This window comes from Sphingomonas sp. Ant H11 (assembly GCF_000797515.1).
Classification (GTDB): Bacteria; Pseudomonadota; Alphaproteobacteria; order Sphingomonadales; family Sphingomonadaceae; genus Sphingomonas.
Genome location: NZ_JSBN01000150.1, coordinates 1 through 15485, shown reverse-complemented (window position 1 = coordinate 15485; position 15485 = coordinate 1). Strand labels below are relative to the sequence as shown.

General features: G+C 64.6%; 15 protein-coding genes and 1 pseudogene. 7 read left to right on the top strand and 9 right to left on the bottom strand.

Going from position 1 to position 15485, the window contains the following annotated elements:
- From NW75_RS26995 to NW75_RS26985, 3 genes and pseudogenes are all read right to left on the bottom strand, one after another.
- Nucleotides 1–1125: pseudogene (locus tag NW75_RS26995) on the bottom strand (TonB-dependent receptor); the annotation flags it as partial.
- 32 nt (nt 1126–1157) lie between these two features.
- Nucleotides 1158–1763, bottom strand: a complete 606-nt coding sequence (locus NW75_RS26990) for a TonB-dependent receptor (protein ID WP_052192539.1) — start codon at nt 1761–1763, stop codon at nt 1158–1160.
- Nucleotides 1760–1948: a hypothetical protein gene (locus tag NW75_RS26985; protein ID WP_033967127.1), complete on the bottom strand. Its 189-nt coding sequence runs from the start codon at nt 1946–1948 to the stop codon at nt 1760–1762. The genes NW75_RS26990 and NW75_RS26985 overlap by 4 nt, the downstream gene beginning before the upstream one ends.
- Nucleotides 1949–2067: 119 nt before the next feature.
- Between NW75_RS26985 and NW75_RS19990 the strand changes: the two genes are divergently transcribed.
- The 5 genes from NW75_RS19990 (at nt 2068) to NW75_RS19970 (ending at nt 8930) form a co-directional block, all read left to right on the top strand.
- Nucleotides 2068–2250 carry a hypothetical protein gene (locus NW75_RS19990; protein WP_033967126.1) on the top strand — a complete coding sequence of 61 codons (183 nt, stop codon included), beginning with the start codon at nt 2068–2070 and terminating at the stop codon, nt 2248–2250.
- 142 nt (nt 2251–2392) lie between these two features.
- Nucleotides 2393–3574, top strand: coding sequence for an efflux RND transporter periplasmic adaptor subunit (locus NW75_RS19985; protein WP_052192538.1), 1182 nt, complete (start codon nt 2393–2395; stop codon nt 3572–3574).
- 6 nt (nt 3575–3580) lie between these two features.
- The gene (locus tag NW75_RS19980; protein WP_033967125.1) at nt 3581–6775 is read left to right on the top strand and encodes an efflux RND transporter permease subunit; all 3195 of its coding nucleotides are present in this window, start codon (nt 3581–3583) and stop codon (nt 6773–6775) included.
- Nucleotides 6772–8253 (top strand): efflux transporter outer membrane subunit, encoded by a 1482-nt coding sequence (locus tag NW75_RS19975; RefSeq protein WP_033967123.1) that lies wholly within the window; start codon nt 6772–6774, stop codon nt 8251–8253. Before NW75_RS19980 ends, NW75_RS19975 begins: the two co-directional genes overlap by 4 nt.
- Before the next feature lie 140 nt (nt 8254–8393).
- Entirely contained in the window at nt 8394–8930 is a 537-nt protein-coding gene (locus NW75_RS19970) for a GNAT family N-acetyltransferase (protein ID WP_033967122.1), read from the top strand.
- A 54-nt stretch (nt 8931–8984) separates the two neighbouring features.
- Here the strand turns inward: NW75_RS19970 and NW75_RS19965 are convergent, their stop codons facing one another.
- Nucleotides 8985–9317, bottom strand: coding sequence for a phasin family protein (locus NW75_RS19965; protein ID WP_052192537.1), 333 nt, complete (start codon nt 9315–9317; stop codon nt 8985–8987).
- Between the two features lie 243 nt (nt 9318–9560).
- Between NW75_RS19965 and NW75_RS19960 the strand changes: the two genes are divergently transcribed.
- Together NW75_RS19960 and NW75_RS23210 are read left to right on the top strand one after the other, a co-directional pair.
- Complete coding sequence (locus tag NW75_RS19960) at nt 9561–10589, top strand: hypothetical protein (RefSeq protein WP_033967119.1); 1029 nt, start codon at nt 9561–9563, stop codon at nt 10587–10589.
- A 63-nt stretch (nt 10590–10652) separates the two neighbouring features.
- Entirely contained in the window at nt 10653–11156 is a 504-nt protein-coding gene (locus NW75_RS23210; RefSeq protein ID WP_052192536.1) for a bactofilin family protein, read from the top strand.
- Between the two features lie 81 nt (nt 11157–11237).
- Here the strand turns inward: NW75_RS23210 and NW75_RS19950 are convergent, their stop codons facing one another.
- From NW75_RS19950 to NW75_RS19930, 5 genes are all read right to left on the bottom strand, one after another.
- Nucleotides 11238–12653 carry a hypothetical protein gene (locus NW75_RS19950; protein WP_033967111.1) on the bottom strand — a complete coding sequence of 472 codons (1416 nt, stop codon included), beginning with the start codon at nt 12651–12653 and terminating at the stop codon, nt 11238–11240.
- 40 nt (nt 12654–12693) lie between these two features.
- Nucleotides 12694–14088, bottom strand: coding sequence for a dihydrolipoyl dehydrogenase (lpdA, locus tag NW75_RS19945; protein WP_033967109.1), 1395 nt, complete (start codon nt 14086–14088; stop codon nt 12694–12696).
- Nucleotides 14081–14491, bottom strand: coding sequence for an acyl-CoA thioesterase (locus tag NW75_RS19940; protein WP_033967107.1), 411 nt, complete (start codon nt 14489–14491; stop codon nt 14081–14083). Before NW75_RS19940 ends, lpdA begins: the two co-directional genes overlap by 8 nt.
- Entirely contained in the window at nt 14484–14696 is a 213-nt protein-coding gene (locus NW75_RS19935) for a hypothetical protein (protein WP_033967106.1), read from the bottom strand. The genes NW75_RS19940 and NW75_RS19935 overlap by 8 nt, the downstream gene beginning before the upstream one ends.
- 7 nt (nt 14697–14703) lie before the next feature.
- Nucleotides 14704–15485 (bottom strand): 2-oxo acid dehydrogenase subunit E2 (locus NW75_RS19930; protein WP_033967105.1); only part of this gene is annotated, 782 nt, incomplete at its 5' end.

Below are 15485 nucleotides of genomic sequence, written 5' to 3'. Positions count from 1 at the left end.
ACCGCCGCGCTCCGCCCGTGCCTGCGCGATCTGCCGCGCGACGCTGTCGGGGACCTTGATCCCAGCAAACGGATTGGGCCCCTTGCCCGCGCGCCATGCCTCGATTTGCTTTTGCAGTTTCGATTTCAGCGGCACCGAGAAATTGATGCCCCAGCGCAGTTCCGACCGGCTGGTCTCGGCGAAATTGATCGGCCGCGTGTCGATCCGCTGCAGGTTGCCATCGGCATCGCGGGTGAAGCGCGATGGAAATGCCGTCTCGATCGCCGAACTCGCGCTCGGAAAGCTGGCGACCGGGTTCTCGGTACGCACATCGACATAATTGGCCGACAGCGACAGGTCCTTGGTGCTCCATGGCTTTAGCGTGACACCCAGCTTGCGCGTATGGCTGTTGCTCGCGATCAGATTGGGGTTGCCACCCGAAACCGTCGTCACGACGGCATTCACGCCGCGCACATAATCGAAGACCGGCACGTTGGGCGTCACCACTTGCGGGTTGCCGAGTTGCTGCGCGGTTGGTGCGGTGTCGCGATCGGTGACCGACGCGATGATCCGCAGCGGCACCACCGGCGACCAATTGAGCCCATAACCAAGTGTCGTCAGCGTGCCGAAGTCCGACAGTTGATCGACCGCGACATTGCCGTTGACCGACAGGCTGCCAATCACCGGCAGCACATTCTTGGCGCGGCTGGTCAGTGGCACGTCGATATTGAGCTGGCCGTTGGCGGTATTGCGCGACACACTTCCGGGCGAAATCAGTCCTGCTCGATACGACGTGCTGCTGAAATCGCTGATATCGCCGCCGAGGTGCACGCTGGTCGAGACTTCGCCCGCCGGCAGCTTGAACAAAGCGCCGTTGACCAGAAGGTCCACTTGTCCCTCGTCCGAGGTCGAATAGCCGCGATTGACCGGTGCCAAAGCGGCGGCGGACCCGAGCCCGGTATCGGTAAAGGTCTTCGATTCATTGTGATCATAGGCACCGGTAACCGACCATTGCCACCCGCCCAGCGCCCCGTTGAACGCCGTGCCGAGATGCGCTCCAACGGTCGAGTTGCGCTGCTTGAGCGGGGTGACATTGCCGCTCGGCACGCCGTTGACGACCACCGCGTCGGCCGGAAGCCCAAGCAATCCCGTGGTATCGGTTGCCGACAGCGTCGCGTTCAGGTGCCCGAAACGGCACCGAAGGTCCGCGCATAGGTAGTGTTGGCGTTGAACGTGCGGCCCGAGGGCAGCAACGTGCGAAACGGGCGTTGATCGACCGTACTGGTGGAGCTGCCGCCAGTGCCCGACGCTTTGGTGGTGGGCAGGATGTCGCGCTCGCTCTCGGTCAGCGCGTCGGATGCCAGATATTCCAGGTGCAGGTTGACCCGCCCCTTATTGGCAATGGCCAGCAGATCGAGTTCGGCTTGTGGTGTGTCGCGACCGCCCTCAGTCGCGCTTTTGTCCGACAGCTCGACCGTCGCCGCGCGGAAGCGCCGTCGCAGCACGAAATTGACCACCTTCTGATCGGCGCGATAGCCATATTTCAGCGCGACTTCCTCCGGAAGGATGTCGACGCGGGCGATTGCCTCGGTCGGCAAATCGCGAATCTCTGCGAATCCGGAAATGCGCTTGCCGTCGATAAGGACGACAGGCGCGCCGCCGCTGCCGCGATCGCTGCGGATCTGCGGTGCCAGTTCCGTCAGCAATTCGGAGACCGAGCTTACGCCGTAGGAACGAATATCGGCGGGGCCCAACTGTTGCTCGGGCGGGATGTCGCCAATCACCGCGCCCGGCTGCTTGGCCCCTTGGACGACGATGTCGGGGCCGTCCTCATTATCGTCCGACGCCGGAGGTGGGTGGATTTGGCCGGTGCCTGCGGTGCCTGGCCCGGCTGCGGTGCCGCCTGCGCGCTGGCCAGCGCGGGGGTCGCCGCGAGTGCGAGCGTCAGCAAGGTCGTGGTGGCAGCCATAACAAATCCGTCGATGGAGGTTAGAGACAATATTGGCCGCCTAGCCGCCAAGTGTCGCAAGAGTGTGTCACGCATGCGATACGCTGGCGCAGGCCGCGCGATTGGGGTAGCGCGCCGCTATGAGCGAAGATCGATTCGAACGCCACCGGCAACCATGGACCACCGACGAGATCCAGAAGCTCCACACCCTCGCAAAGAAGGGGATGGCGCTCAAGGCCATTGCAAAGGCGCTCAAGCGCAGCGAGGAATCTACCAAGGACCGCGCGAAGGCCGATGGGTTGACCATCGCCAAGCTGCGGTGACATGTTGCGCCGCAATAGAGTCGGTTAGGGCCGAACCGAGACAGTTGATCCGGGCCCGGAACAATCCCTAACAGACAACGTTTGGCGACGATTGCGCAGGGTATCCACCGTGCGCCGACTTGGCCCGGAGCGGTGGACAGCAATGACGGTTCGGTTTTTCCCCCTGCAAACAATTGCGCTCCTTGGCGGTTCTGCCCTGCTGCTTTGCAGCTGCGGCGCTGCGTCGCAGAACAAGAAAAACACCGCCAAGGGGTCGCCCGAAGTCGGCTTCGTCGTCGTGCAGCCAACCAGTGTGCCGATCGTCACCGAACTTGCCGGGCGGACCGCCGCCTATCAAAGCTCGGAGGTGCGGCCGCAGGTCAGCGGCCTGATCCTGCATCGTTTTTTCACTGAAGGGGCTTTGGTACGCCAGGGCCAGCCGCTCTACCAGATCGACCCGAGCCTGTACCGCGCATCGGCAAATCAGGCGCAGGCCAACCTCGCCAGCGCTGCCGCCAATGCCGAGGCAACCAAGGCGAAGGCCGATCGGTATAAGCCGCTTGTCGAGATGGAAGCGGTCGCCAAACAGGATTATACCGACGCCACCGCAGTCGCGCGCCAAGCGGCGGCTGCCGTCCAACAAAATCGCGCCGCGCTCGATACGGCGAAGATCAACCTGCGCTTCACCACTGTCCCTGCCCCGATCACCGGGCGGATCGGCCGCTCGCTCTTCACCGAAGGGGCGTTGGTGACGGCAAGCCAGACGAGCCCGCTGACCACGATCCAGCGGCTCGATCCCATCTATGTCGACATCCAGCAAGCGAGCGCGGATCTGCTGCGCCTGCGCCGTGCGCTCGCGTCGGGCGGGGCTATTCCGACCCGCGCCGATGTGCAGCTGAAGCTTGAGGATGGCAGCAATTACGGCCCGACCGGCGATGTCGAATTTTCGGAAGTCGTGGTCGACCCCGCAACCGGCACCGTTACGCTGCGCGCGCGCTTCCCCAACCCCCAGGGGTTGTTGCTTCCCGGCATGTTCGTCCGCGCCAGCTTTGCGCAGTCGATCGATACCAAGGCCTTCCTCGTGCCGCAGCAAGCGGTATCGCGCGACCCCAAGGGCAATGCGACGGTGTTCGTGGTCGGGCCCGGCAACAAGGCGATCCAGAAGACGGTCGTCGCGCCACGCACACAGGGTACGTTTTGGGTCGTTACCGACGGCCTGAACGCAGGCGACAAAGTGATTACGCAGGGCGTCGGCAAGGTGAAACCCAACCAGCCGATCAAACCCGTCAATGCCGATACGCCGCAGACGATCAAGGCACCGACCTCTGACAAGTCGAAGGGCTGACCGCCCGTGATCTCGCGCATTTTCATCGACCGGCCGATCTTCGCCTGGGTCATCGCCATCATCATCATGCTTGGCGGGATCGGCGCGATCTATACGCTTCCCGTCGAGCAATTCCCCGATATCGCCCCGCCCAACGTCAACATCCGCGCGACCTATCCCGGCGCATCGGCCGAGACGCTGGAAACGTCGGTCGCACAGGTGATCGAGCAACAGCTCACCGGCATCGATGGCTTGCTGTATTTCAGCACCAGTTCCTCCTCGCGCGGCCAGGTCAACATTTCCGCGACCTTCGCCAAGGGCACCGATCCCGACATCGCACAGGTGCAGGTGCAGAATAAGGTCCAGCAAGCCCTGCCGCGCCTGCCGCAGCAAGTGCAGCAGCAGGGCATTACCGTCACCAAGTCGAACCCCGACTTCCTGCTGATCGCCGCGATTTACGACACCAGCGATCGCACCACCAACCAGGACGTGTCGGACTATCTGGTTTCCAACCTGCAGGATTCGATCGGCCGGCTGAAGGGTGTCGGCGATATCAACGTGTTCGGCGCGCAATATGCGATGCGCGTGTGGCTCGATCCCAACAAGCTCGCCAGCTACAGCCTCATCCCGGGCGATGTCGTCAACGCGATTACCGCGCAAAATACCGAAGTCGCGGCCGGCGAAATCGGCGGCACGCCCAACGGACCCGAACAGGTGCTCAACGCCACGGTCACGGCGCAGTCGCGCCTGTCGACCCCCGACCAGTTCCGCGCGATCGTGCTCAAGACCCAGCCCGACGGATCGACGGTGCGGCTGTCCGACGTCGGCCGGATCGAGCTCGGCTCGGAAAATTACGGCATCACCAGCCGTGTCAACGGCCATCCCGGCGCAGGTCTCGCGGTCAGCCTGGCACCGGGCGCGGATGCGCTCAGCACCGCCGAACTGGTGAAGAGCGAGATCGAGCGCGCCTCGAAAAACTTCCCCAATGGCTATGCCTACAGCTTTCCGCAGGATTCGACCGCGTTCATCAAATTGTCGGTCGAGGAAGTCGAAAAGTCGCTGATGGAAGCGATCGCGCTGGTCGTCGTCGTCATGTTCGTGTTCCTGCAAAGCTGGCGCGCGACCTTGATTCCAACGATTGCGGTGCCCGTCGTGCTGCTCGGCACCTTCGGTATTTTCTCGCTGGCTGGGTTTTCGATCAACACGCTGACCCTGTTCGGGCTGGTGCTGGCGATCGGTTTGCTGGTCGATGACGCGATCGTCGTCGTCGAGAATGTCGAACGCCTGATGGACGAACATCCCGAAATGTCGCCGCGCGACGCGACGATCAAGTCGATGGACGAAATCACCGTCGCGCTGATCGCGATCGCACTGGTGCTGTCGGCGGTGTTCCTGCCGATGGCGTTTTTCGGCGGCTCGACCGGCGTGATCTACCGGCAATTTTCAATCACCATCGTATCGGCGATGGGGCTGTCCGTGCTGGTCGCGCTCGTGCTGACCCCGGCGCTGACCGCCACGTTGCTGAAGCGTAAGGACAAAACGAAGCAAGAGAGCTGGCTCGACCGCAAGACGCGCGGCGCCTCGGAATGGTTCAACACCGGGTTTGACCGCATGGTGACGCGCTATGGCAATGCCGTGTCGCGCGTGGTCGACCGCAAATGGCTGTTCCTGCTGATCTACGCCGGGGTCGTTGCGATCCTCGCGATCATGTTCGTGCGCTTGCCGACCGGCTTTCTGCCGACCGAGGACCAGGGCATCGCGCAGATCCAGTTCAACCTCGCCCCCGGTGCGACGATCAACCAGACGCGCGCGGCGCAGATGCAGATCGAGAAATACTTCTCCGGCCCAGAGGCCAAGAATGTGGACGGATTTCTGACGGTTGCCGGCTCGGGCGGCGGCGGCGTGGCCGGCGGGCAGAATGCCGGCCGCGGCTTCATCGCGCTCAAGGATTGGGCCGATCGCAAGGGCGCGGTCAACGGGGCCGACGCGATCACCCAACGCGCGACCAAGGCCCTGAGCGGGCTGCGCGACGTCGAATTTTACGCGACCGTCCCGCCGATCGTGCGCGGACTTGGGCAATCCAACGGCTTTACGATGGAGTTGCAGAATACCGGCGGGCTGAGCCGCACCGATTTCAAGGCCGCGCGCGACAGCTTGCTTGCGGCGGCGCGCGCCGATCCGACATTGGCCGCCGTGCGCCCAACCGACCTTGACGATCAGCCGACGCTCAAGGTCGATCTCGACGCGCAGAAACTCAGCGCGCTCGGGCTCACCCAGTCAGACGTCAACACCACCTTGGCGACCGCCTGGGGCGGCCGCTACGTCAACGATTTCAACGATCGCGGTCGGGTGAAACGCGTCTATGTCCAGGGCGACGCGCAGTACCGCGCGGCCCCTGAGAATCTTGCGCAATGGTATGTCCGCGGATCGAGCGGGGAAATGGCCCCCTTCTCCGCTTTCTCCACCATTTCATGGAGCAAGACCCCGCCGACGCTCGCCCGCTTCTCGGGCATCTCGTCCTATGAGCTGTCCGGCCAGGCCGCCCCGGGCACCAGCTCGGGTACGGCGATGAACCGCATGAGCGAACTGGCCGCGCACTATCCCGGCATTAGCGTGGCGTGGAGCGGTCTGTCCTATCAGGAACGACTGTCCTCGGGACAGGCACCGTTCCTCTACGGCATTTCGCTGCTGGTCGTGTTCCTGTGCCTTGCCGCTTTGTATGAAAGCTGGTCGATCCCGATCGCGGTGCTGCTGGTCATCCCGCTCGGGCTGGTCGGTGCGATCTTCGCGGTCACGCTGCGCGGGCTGCAGAACGACGTCTATTTGCAAATCGGGCTGCTGACGACGATGGGCCTTGCCGCGAAGAACGCGATCCTGATGATCGAATTTGCGGAACAGGCCGAAAAATCGGGCAAGCGCGTGATCGAGGCTGCGCTGGAGGCTGCGCGCATTCGCTTGCGGCCGATTTTGATGACCAGCTTCGCCTTCATCTTCGGCGTGCTGCCGCTCGCCATTTCGACCGGCGCGGGCGCAAACAGCCGCATCGCCATCGGTACCGCGGTGATCGGCGGAATGCTGACCGCGACGATCCTCGCGATCTTCTACATTCCGCTGTTCTTCGTGCTGGTCCGCCGGGGCACACGCGACGTGTTGAAGCATCTGCACCACGAACACCCCACCCCGCCCGCTGCGGCCCCAGGCCAGCCGGAGACGACGGCATGATCCGCAAAACCATCCCGCTGATCGCGCTGACGTCACTCGCAGCGTGTTCGATGGCCCCCAAATATGTGCGGCCAGATCTGCCCGTGCCGCCGAGTTGGCCCGTCGGCGATGCGTATCTGAAACAGAGCGAAGCGGCGCTGCCGAGCGTCAGTTATCGCGACATTTTCCGCGATCCGCGCCTGCAAAAGATCGTCGAGCAGGCGCTGGTCAACAATCGCGATCTACGGATCGCGGCCGCCAATATCGCGACGGCGCGGGCGCAATATCGCATTCAGCGCGCGGCATTGTTGCCCGAAGTCGATGGCGGGCTCAGCTTCAGCCATCGCGACAACGGGACCAGTGGCGTCTCCTCGGGCAGCACCGGCGGATCGACGAGCGGCGGCACAACGACCGGCGGATCGGGGGTTCGCGACACATATTCGGCCAGCCTGGGCATTACGGCGTTCGAAATCGATCTGTTCGGTCGCGTTCGCTCGCTGACCACCGCCGCGCAGAACAGCTATTTCGCGACCGAATCCGCCGCGCGCGCAACCCGACTGACCTTGGTCGGTGACATCGCTTCCGCCTGGCTCAATTATGCCTCGGACCAGAGCCTGTTGAAGATCGCGCGCGATACCGCGGCCAGCGCGCAGCGCAGCGTTACGCTCACCAAGGCACGGCTCGATGGCGGGATCGCGCCGCGCACCGATCTCGACCAGGCGCAGATCGTGCAGCAAACCGCCTTGTCCGATCTTGCAACGCAGACCACCGCCGTCGCGCAGGACATCAACGCCTTGCAATTGCTGGTTGGTGCCCCGGTCGACCCCATTTTGCTGCCGACGTCGATCGAGGAAGCCGCCCCGACAATCGCCGACCTGCCAGCCGGGCTCGATTCAGGCATCCTGCTCCGCCGCCCCGACGTGGTGCAGGCGGAATATACGCTGCGCGCCGCCAATGCGCAGATTGGGGCGGCGCGCGCGGCACTGTTCCCGCGCATTTCGCTCACTGCTCTGGCGGGCCTTGCCAGTACCTCGCTCAGCAACCTGTTTACCGGCGGTGCCTTCAACTACTCGGTTGCGCCGAGCGTAAGCTATCCGATCTTCCGCGCCGGTGCCGGTCGCGCGGGTGTCGCGCAATCGCAGGCGCAACGCGATTCCGCGCTCGCCAGCTATGAAAAATCGATCCAGACGGCGTTTTCGGAAGTCGCCAATGCGCTGGCCCGGCGCGGCACGATCGGCAACCAATTGGCGGCGCAAGAGGCGCTGACCAAATCCGCAGGGGACAATTACCGCCTGTCCGACGCGCGCTATCGCGGCGGCATCGACACCTTCCTGCAAAGCCTCGACGCGCAACGCTCGCTCTATTCGGCGCAGCGCTCGCTGGTTACGACGCGGCTGACCGGCGCAACCAATCGGGTGACGCTGTACCGGGCGCTGGGCGGGGATGCGGCCTTGGATGTCACGCCGACGGGACCGCAACCCACCGCGCCGCGCCCTTGAGCACCTCAGGCGGTGCGCGCCAACATTTTGCGTCGGACACAGGTGACAATCGCAGGCAGGCGTGCCAGCCTCGCTGCCGGGGCGGTCGATCGGGTGGCATAGGCCGAGCTTGATCGTGGGGCTTTGGGGAAACGATCAGCATGGGCCATCACATTCGCCGGTTCGCGGCAAAAGACGAAACGGCGATGCAAGCGTTTGCCGAACGCTTGCCCGAGCACGATCTGTTGTTCCTCGGGCGCGATTTGCGGCATCCGCGCGTGATCGCCGCCTGGGTTGAGGCGATCGGCGAAGGTGCGATCGACAGCCTCATCGCCGAGGACGATCAGGGGAGGCTGGTCGGCGCGGCGGCGTTGGTGCGCGACCCGCTGGGCTGGAGCGGCCATGTCGGCGAAGTCCGTTTGCTCGTCTCGCCGGAGAAGCGGGGGGCCGGGCTGGGCCGCGATTTGCTGGAGGGCATTTACGCGATCGCGATGGACCGTGGCCTCACCAAATTGACCGCACAGATGACCCCGGATCAGATAGGATCGGTGATGCTGTTCGAGAGCCTGGGCTTCCGCGCCGAGGCGCTGCTCAAAGGCCAAGTCCGCGATCGCGCCGGGACGGCCTATGACCTCACCATTCTCAGCCATGATATGCCCGTTGCCGGGAAATCCCGGACTGCCGAGGACCCAGCCTGACCCTCCCCTTATTGTCCGCAGACAAGGGCACCCGGAGCGAGCGCCCTTGTCCGGTCACGCGTCCCCGCGCACTGCCCCCACTGCGTCGCGACCGAATTGCAGGATCACTTCACCGATTTCGCGCGCCTGGGTCATGCTGCGGCTGCCCTGTTCGCGCAGAAATTCGCCTTGAATCTTCATCACTTCCGAAAGATCCTTGGCTGAGGCGGCAGCGCGCATCGCGGCAAACGCCTCTCGCGTGTTGGTTTCGGCCTGGTCCAGCAACTTAAGCCCCACACTGGCGCTGTTCTCGGCGATCTTCGTGCCGGCGTCGCGAATCGATTCCGCCGCCTTTTTGGCCGGATCGGCGATTGTCTCCTTGAAAGCGTCGCTTGCTGTATCCGTCATGCGCTCGTTTCCTTCTGCTGATACGCCGTCTTCAAACGGTCAGTCGCGTCAACGCACGAGCAGACGAAGGGTGGCGGTCTCTCGCCGCTTGGCTGCAGCATCGTCACTCTCCGGCCGACGTCTTATGCGTCGCGGCACCGATGGTGAACCTCGCCGCGTCCCGGAGCAAGAGGCGTTGGCTTCTCTGCAAAGAACGGCTGCGACCTTAACGCGGCCTTAGCCCGACATTGGCAAGACAAACGGGTGAACGCCGCCTTCATCACGATGCCTGCGCGCCCGGAACGGCAGCGCTTGCCGCCAGTAGCCGTGTCGCTGCCGATTGCCGGGGCGTTCGTCATTGCCGCCACGCTTTGGGCGACGCCCTTTGCCGCATTTTGCGCTCTGCTTGGCATCGTTGTCGTGGCACTTGCCGGGCTGGCGGTACTGCGGCGGCTCGATACGGCCGAGCCCGGCCGACGTGCAGCGCTTTTCGCGCTTGGGCCGTGCGTCCTGTTCGGTGCGGGCCTGGCCGACCTGAACGATGCACTGTGGATGGCAGCCTGTCTGATGGCGCTCGCCGCAGCGCTCGATCGCCGCCATATCCTGATGCTGCTGTGCTGGGGGAGCGCTCTGGGCATCGATCCGCAGGCGATGTTCGTCGCGCCCTTTTTTCTGGCATTGCTCATCGATCGGCGCGTCCCGGTATACCGTTGGGCAGTCGCCCCGCTGGTCGCCGCAGCGACGCTGGCGGCGCGTTTCGCGGCAGGCTGGCCAATAGGCGGCTGGGCCTGCGCCTTTTTCGTGAAGGCCGACGGCGTTCAACAGCTTTCGGTCAATGCCCCCAATATCTGGACGATCGTACAGGTGCTCCCCCTCGGGGGAGTTCCGCTGTCCGGACTCGCCTTAGCGGCGACTATCGGGGTCAGCGGTGCCTATGTCGCGCGTATTTCAACGCTGCGACTGAGCGGGCATTCGCTTGTGGCGGCGGCCTTGCTCGCTTCGCTGATCATGGCGGGGCTACTGCCGCACCTCCACCCAAGCGGCGTCTTTCTCGCCGACATGCTCGTGCTGATCCTCGCGCTGAGCAAGCGCGACCCTGCGAGCTGGCGCATCGCATTACTGGTACAAGCCGGATCGGCGCTTGGCGTTTTGGCGGACCTATCGGGGCTTGGCGGCCTCGCCATCCTTGGCGCGGGAGCGCTGGTGACGGCAACGCTGTGGCTCGCGCGCAGCGTCCTGAAGCCCGCAGCCAACGACAATCCCCTTATGGCACGCCAGCCCGCGAGAACTTAGTTCTGTAATTTCTGCAGGCTATGGTAGCAAAACTCCAGATTCGGGGTGTGTGGGGACAGGTAGATGGCGATTTTCACGAGCAATTCGCGCGGCGACCGGGATGCGGGTTCGGGGCTTCCCCCAGCGCCGCCGACGCTGTCGCAAAACGCCAATGGCAAGCGTGGCATGTTCTCGGTCCTTGGCCCAGACGTGGTGATCACCGGAAATGTCGCGGCCACCGCAGATTTGCACATCGACGGTCGGGTCGACGGGGACGTCCATTGCGCGACGCTCGTCCAGGGCAATGACAGCCGCATCAACGGTGCGGTAACCGCCGAAATCGCACGCCTTGCCGGTGCGATCGAGGGCTCGGTCTCGGTCCGTCAGCTTACGATCGAACGGGCTGCCCGCATCGTCGGCGATGTCGAATATGAATCGATCGCGATCGAAACCGGTGCCTCGATTGATGGGCGTCTGAAGCACATCGCGGCCGACTCCGGCACGCGCGCCTTCGACCGCACCCCACCCGTCACCGCGAAACGCGACGACGATGTGGTGCAATTTACGACGGCACCGACCGCCGCCTGATCGACTCCCCCCCCGGCCCAAGCATTGCGATCCAAAGGGTTCGCGTGCTTGGCCGGGCGCGGTCATCAACCGCCGCGTTTCCTACCGCAGCAAATCGCGATAGCTGGTCGGCGGAGTCGGCAGGGTCAGCCGTGCCACGGTTCCAGCAACCAGCACCACGGCAAGGGCCAGTCCGCCGATCCGCCCAGCGCGCTTGCTTTGCCGCCAGTCCCCCCACAACAGCACCGTCGCCAGTGCCGTCGCAACCATCGGCCACAAATGGTAGCGCAGGTCCGAGGCAATGCTCAGCACGCCGAAACTCAGCTCCAGCGTGATCGCCGAAACCAACAGCGCCAGCGCCAGGTCACGCGGCGGTCCGCTCGCACGGGGAGCGGCCACCGCCAGCCCGACGATCGCAACCGTCAGCCACGCAAAGGGCCACCCCAGCGGCGTCTCCGCCATCCACCGCGCGGCCACCTGCCACCCGCGCGCCACCACGCCGGGATTGCCAAGGGCAAAATCGTTGGGCTCGCTCCGCGCGGGCGGAGCCGCCCCCGCCCAGCCAGCCGGCACCAGCCAGCGCTCGGTAGAATTGAAATGCGCCAGACGGTGCGCCGCATAGGCGACGGGATTGCGAAAGATCGCGGCGACCAGCATTCGATAGAGGGCTCCGGCAGGCAATCGCTGCAGGCGCGCCACGATGGGTGCGCAACGCGTTTCCTCGCCCAGCGGATCCCAGAAATAGGGTTTTACGCAATGCCCGGCCTGCAATGCCCGCGCTTCGAGCGGAGTAAAGCCAATCGCCGTATCGGGCGCGCGCACCGCAATTCCGGCCAGATCATAGAGCGCTTCGGTTCGCTCGACCCCGCTCGACGTCGCTCCCAACGGTCCGTGATTGAGGATCGGTGATACCATCAACACCGCCGCCACGCCCGCCAGACCGAGCGCGAGCCGCGTCCACCAGCGCCCCGTCCCGAACAGCATCACCGCCAGCGGCACGGTTGCGAACACCGCATTTGCGCGCACCAGCGTGGCATAAGCCAGCAACGCCGCCACCGCGATCAGCGCCCATACCGGGACGCGCGCACCCCGGAGCCGCCACCACGCGACCGCACCACACGCCGCCAGCACAGCGCCCAGCATTTGCGTGTCCTTGAGCACCACCGCTTGCCAGCCCAGGAACAGCGGCAGCGCGCCAATCGCCAGCACCGCGGCAGCCGCACCGCCCCGCCCCAGCCGCGCCAACGCCGCTGCGATCAGGCCGAACCCGGCCCAATACAACACCATCTGTGCAACGAACATCGGCTCGCTTGTGCCACCGAAGGCGGCGTGGAGCAGGCTCCACATCCGCGCCATCGCGGGCGGGTGCCAGTCCTCGTAGGCCCCGCTCAGCACCTGGGCGAACTGGCCGACGCTATCGTACATCGCGATGCCCGGCCAGAACAGCGCCAGCGCGCCCGCCAGCAATAGCAGCGTCACCCCGGCAACCGTCCAGATGCGGGGCGGCGACGGTATCATATAGGTCGCGGACGTCCCGCTACGGGCGCACGAGCATCCATCAGATGTGCAACGCGCGACCGTACGCGCCGAGCACGCTTTCGTGCATCATTTCGCTGAGCGTCGGATGCGCGAATACCGTTTCCATCAGCTCGGCCTCGGTCGTCTCGAGCTGGCGCGCGATGACATAGCCCTGGATCAGTTCGGTCACTTCGGCACCGACCATGTGTGCGCCGAGCAATTCGCCGGTCTTGGCGTCGAACACCGTCTTCACGAAACCCTCGGCCTCGCCGAGCGCAATCGCCTTGCCATTGCCGATGAAGGGGAATTTGCCGACCTTCAGCTCGTAACCCGCTTCCTTGGCCTTGGCCTCGGTCAGCCCCACGCTCGCGACTTGCGGACGCGAATAGGTGCAGCCGGGGATATTCCACTTGTCGAACGGATGCGGCTTGAGGCCCGCCAGTGCCTCGACGCAGACGATGCCTTCATGGCTCGCCTTGTGCGCGAGCCACGGCGCGCCGGTCACGTCGCCGATCGCATAGATCCCCTCGACATTGGTGCGGGCATAGCCATCGACCTTGATGTGGCCGCGATCGGTTTCGATCCCCAGCGCTTCCAGCCCGATATTCTCGGTATTGGGCACGATGCCGATGGCGACGATGACATGGCTGAACTCCTCGGAGGTCACCTTGCCGTCCTTGCCCTTGATCTTGGCGGTAACGCCCTTGGGCGAGGTGGTCAGGCCCTCGAGCCCCGTGCCGGTGAGCAGCTTGATTCCCTGCTTGGTCAGCGCCTTGTCCATGAAAGCGGAGACTTCTTCATCTTCCACCGGCAGAATGCGCGGAAGCATCTCGACGATCGTAACATCGGCACCCATGTCGTTGTAGAAGCTGGCGAACTCCACACCGATCGCGCCCGAGCCGATGACCAGCAGCTTGGTCGGCATTTCGGTCGGCACCATCGCGTGGCGATAGGTCCAGATGCGCTCCCCATCCGCCTTGGCGAAGGGCAGATCGCGCGCGCGCGCGCCGGTGGCGATGATGATGTGCTTGGCTTCGAGCTCGGAGGTCTTGTCGCCCTGCTTGACGCTGAGCTTGCCCTTGCCCGTCAGCGTGCCGACGCCCTCATACACCGTGACCTTGTTCTTCTTCATCAGGCCTTTGACGCCGGCATTGAGCTGGCCCGCGACCTTGCGGCTGCGCTCGACGATCTTGGGCAGATCGAAACCGACCTTCTCGGCCTTCAAGCCATAGGATTCGGCGTGCTGCATATAGTGATAGATTTCCGAGGTGCGCAGCAGCGCCTTGGTCGGGATGCAGCCCCAGTTGAGGCAAATGCCGCCCAGCCGCTCGCGCTCTACAATGGCCGTCTTGAGCCCGAGCTGCGCCGCGCGGATCGCGGCGACATAACCGCCGGGGCCGGAGCCGAGGATGACGAGATCGAACGTATCAGCCAAGGGAGGATCCTTCTTGTAGCGGAACTACTTTAAGCGGGAGCGGACGGTCGTCCTCCCCCATCGAAACCAATGTAAAGCGGCCGGCCGCGGCTTGCGAGGTGCCCTCGCCGTGCCGGTCGCGTCGCCAGACCTGTACAGCGACGGTCATCGAGGTCCGCCCGGTGCCAACGATCTCGGCATGAAAGCTCACCTCATCGCCAATCTCGACCGGAGCGGTGAAACTGAACCCATCGGCCGCCACCACCGGCGCGCGTGCGCCGCAAAAACGCGAGGCGACCGATCCGGCGGCCAGCGCCATCTGCCCCATCAGCCAGCCGACGAAGATCTTGCCATAAGGGTTCGCATCGCACGCCATCGCTGTCGCGCGAATCGCGGGCGGGTAGTCGGGGGGAAACTCAACCATCGGCGGGCCGGTCGTCGTGATCCGCCCGCCAGGCCAGCCGCAACGGCCGGATTCCCATCAACACCACCACGACCATCACGCCGTAGGCGACACCCCAGATCGTCGCGGCGGCATGGGGCAATGCCCAGACCGCCCCCGCCGCAAACACTGCCGTCGCGAAAATGCCCGCCGCGATATGGAGCAACTCGATGAGGGTGCGACGCATCGACGGATTATGCCAGCATCGACAACGGCGCTTCGACCAGCGTCTTGAACGCCTGCATCAGTTGCGCGCCGTCGGCACCGTCGATCGCGCGGTGATCGAAGCTGCCGGTGGCCGACATCACCGTCGCCACGCCGAGCGTGTCGTCGATGATATAGGGGCGCTTCTCGCCCGCGCCGATCGCCATGATCATGCCCTGCGGCGGGTTGATCACCGCCTCGAACTGCTTGATCCCGTACATGCCCATGTTGCTGAGCGAGGCGGTGCCGCCCTGATATTCCTCGGGCTTCAGCTTATTGTCGCGCGCGCGCGCGGCGAGATCCTTCATCTCGGTCGAGATCGCGGCCACACCCTTGGTGTCGGCCCCGGCGATGATCGGCGTGATCAGCCCGGTCGGCGTCGACACCGCGACCGAAATATCGGCACGGCTGAAGCTGATCAGCTGGTCGGGGGTGAACATCACGTTGCACTTGGGCACCTGGATCAAGCTGGCGGCGAGCGCCTTGATCAGCAGATCGTTGACCGACAGCTTTACGCCGCGTGGCTCCAGCCCCTTGTTGAGCTCGCCACGCAGCTTGAGCAGCGCGTCGAGCCGGATGTCGACCGTCAGATAGATGTGCGGAACCGTTTGCTTCGATTCGGTCAGGCGGCGCGCGATCGTCTTGCGCACGTTGCTGAGCTTTTCGGCGGTGTGCGGAATGTCGGGGATTGCGGCGGGCTTGGCCGGGGCGACCGCCGCCGGGGCGGCGGGTGCCGCAGCAGCTTCGGCAGCCTTGGGTGCCACCGTGGCAC

Coding starts and splice junctions, on each gene's coding strand:
- NW75_RS26985 (WP_033967127.1), bottom strand. CDS start 1,948: ATGGCTGCCACCACGACCTTGCTGACGCTCGCACTCGCGGCGACCCCC.
- NW75_RS19990 (WP_033967126.1), top strand. CDS start 2,068: ATGAGCGAAGATCGATTCGAACGCCACCGGCAACCATGGACCACCGAC.
- NW75_RS19985 (WP_052192538.1), top strand. CDS start 2,393: ATGACGGTTCGGTTTTTCCCCCTGCAAACAATTGCGCTCCTTGGCGGT.
- NW75_RS19975 (WP_033967123.1), top strand. CDS start 6,772: ATGATCCGCAAAACCATCCCGCTGATCGCGCTGACGTCACTCGCAGCG.
- NW75_RS19970 (WP_033967122.1), top strand. CDS start 8,394: ATGGGCCATCACATTCGCCGGTTCGCGGCAAAAGACGAAACGGCGATG.
- NW75_RS19965 (WP_052192537.1), bottom strand. CDS start 9,317: ATGACGGATACAGCAAGCGACGCTTTCAAGGAGACAATCGCCGATCCG.
- NW75_RS23210 (WP_052192536.1), top strand. CDS start 10,653: ATGGCGATTTTCACGAGCAATTCGCGCGGCGACCGGGATGCGGGTTCG.
- NW75_RS19950 (WP_033967111.1), bottom strand. CDS start 12,653: ATGATACCGTCGCCGCCCCGCATCTGGACGGTTGCCGGGGTGACGCTG.
- NW75_RS19940 (WP_033967107.1), bottom strand. CDS start 14,491: ATGGTTGAGTTTCCCCCCGACTACCCGCCCGCGATTCGCGCGACAGCG.
- NW75_RS19935 (WP_033967106.1), bottom strand. CDS start 14,696: ATGCGTCGCACCCTCATCGAGTTGCTCCATATCGCGGCGGGCATTTTC.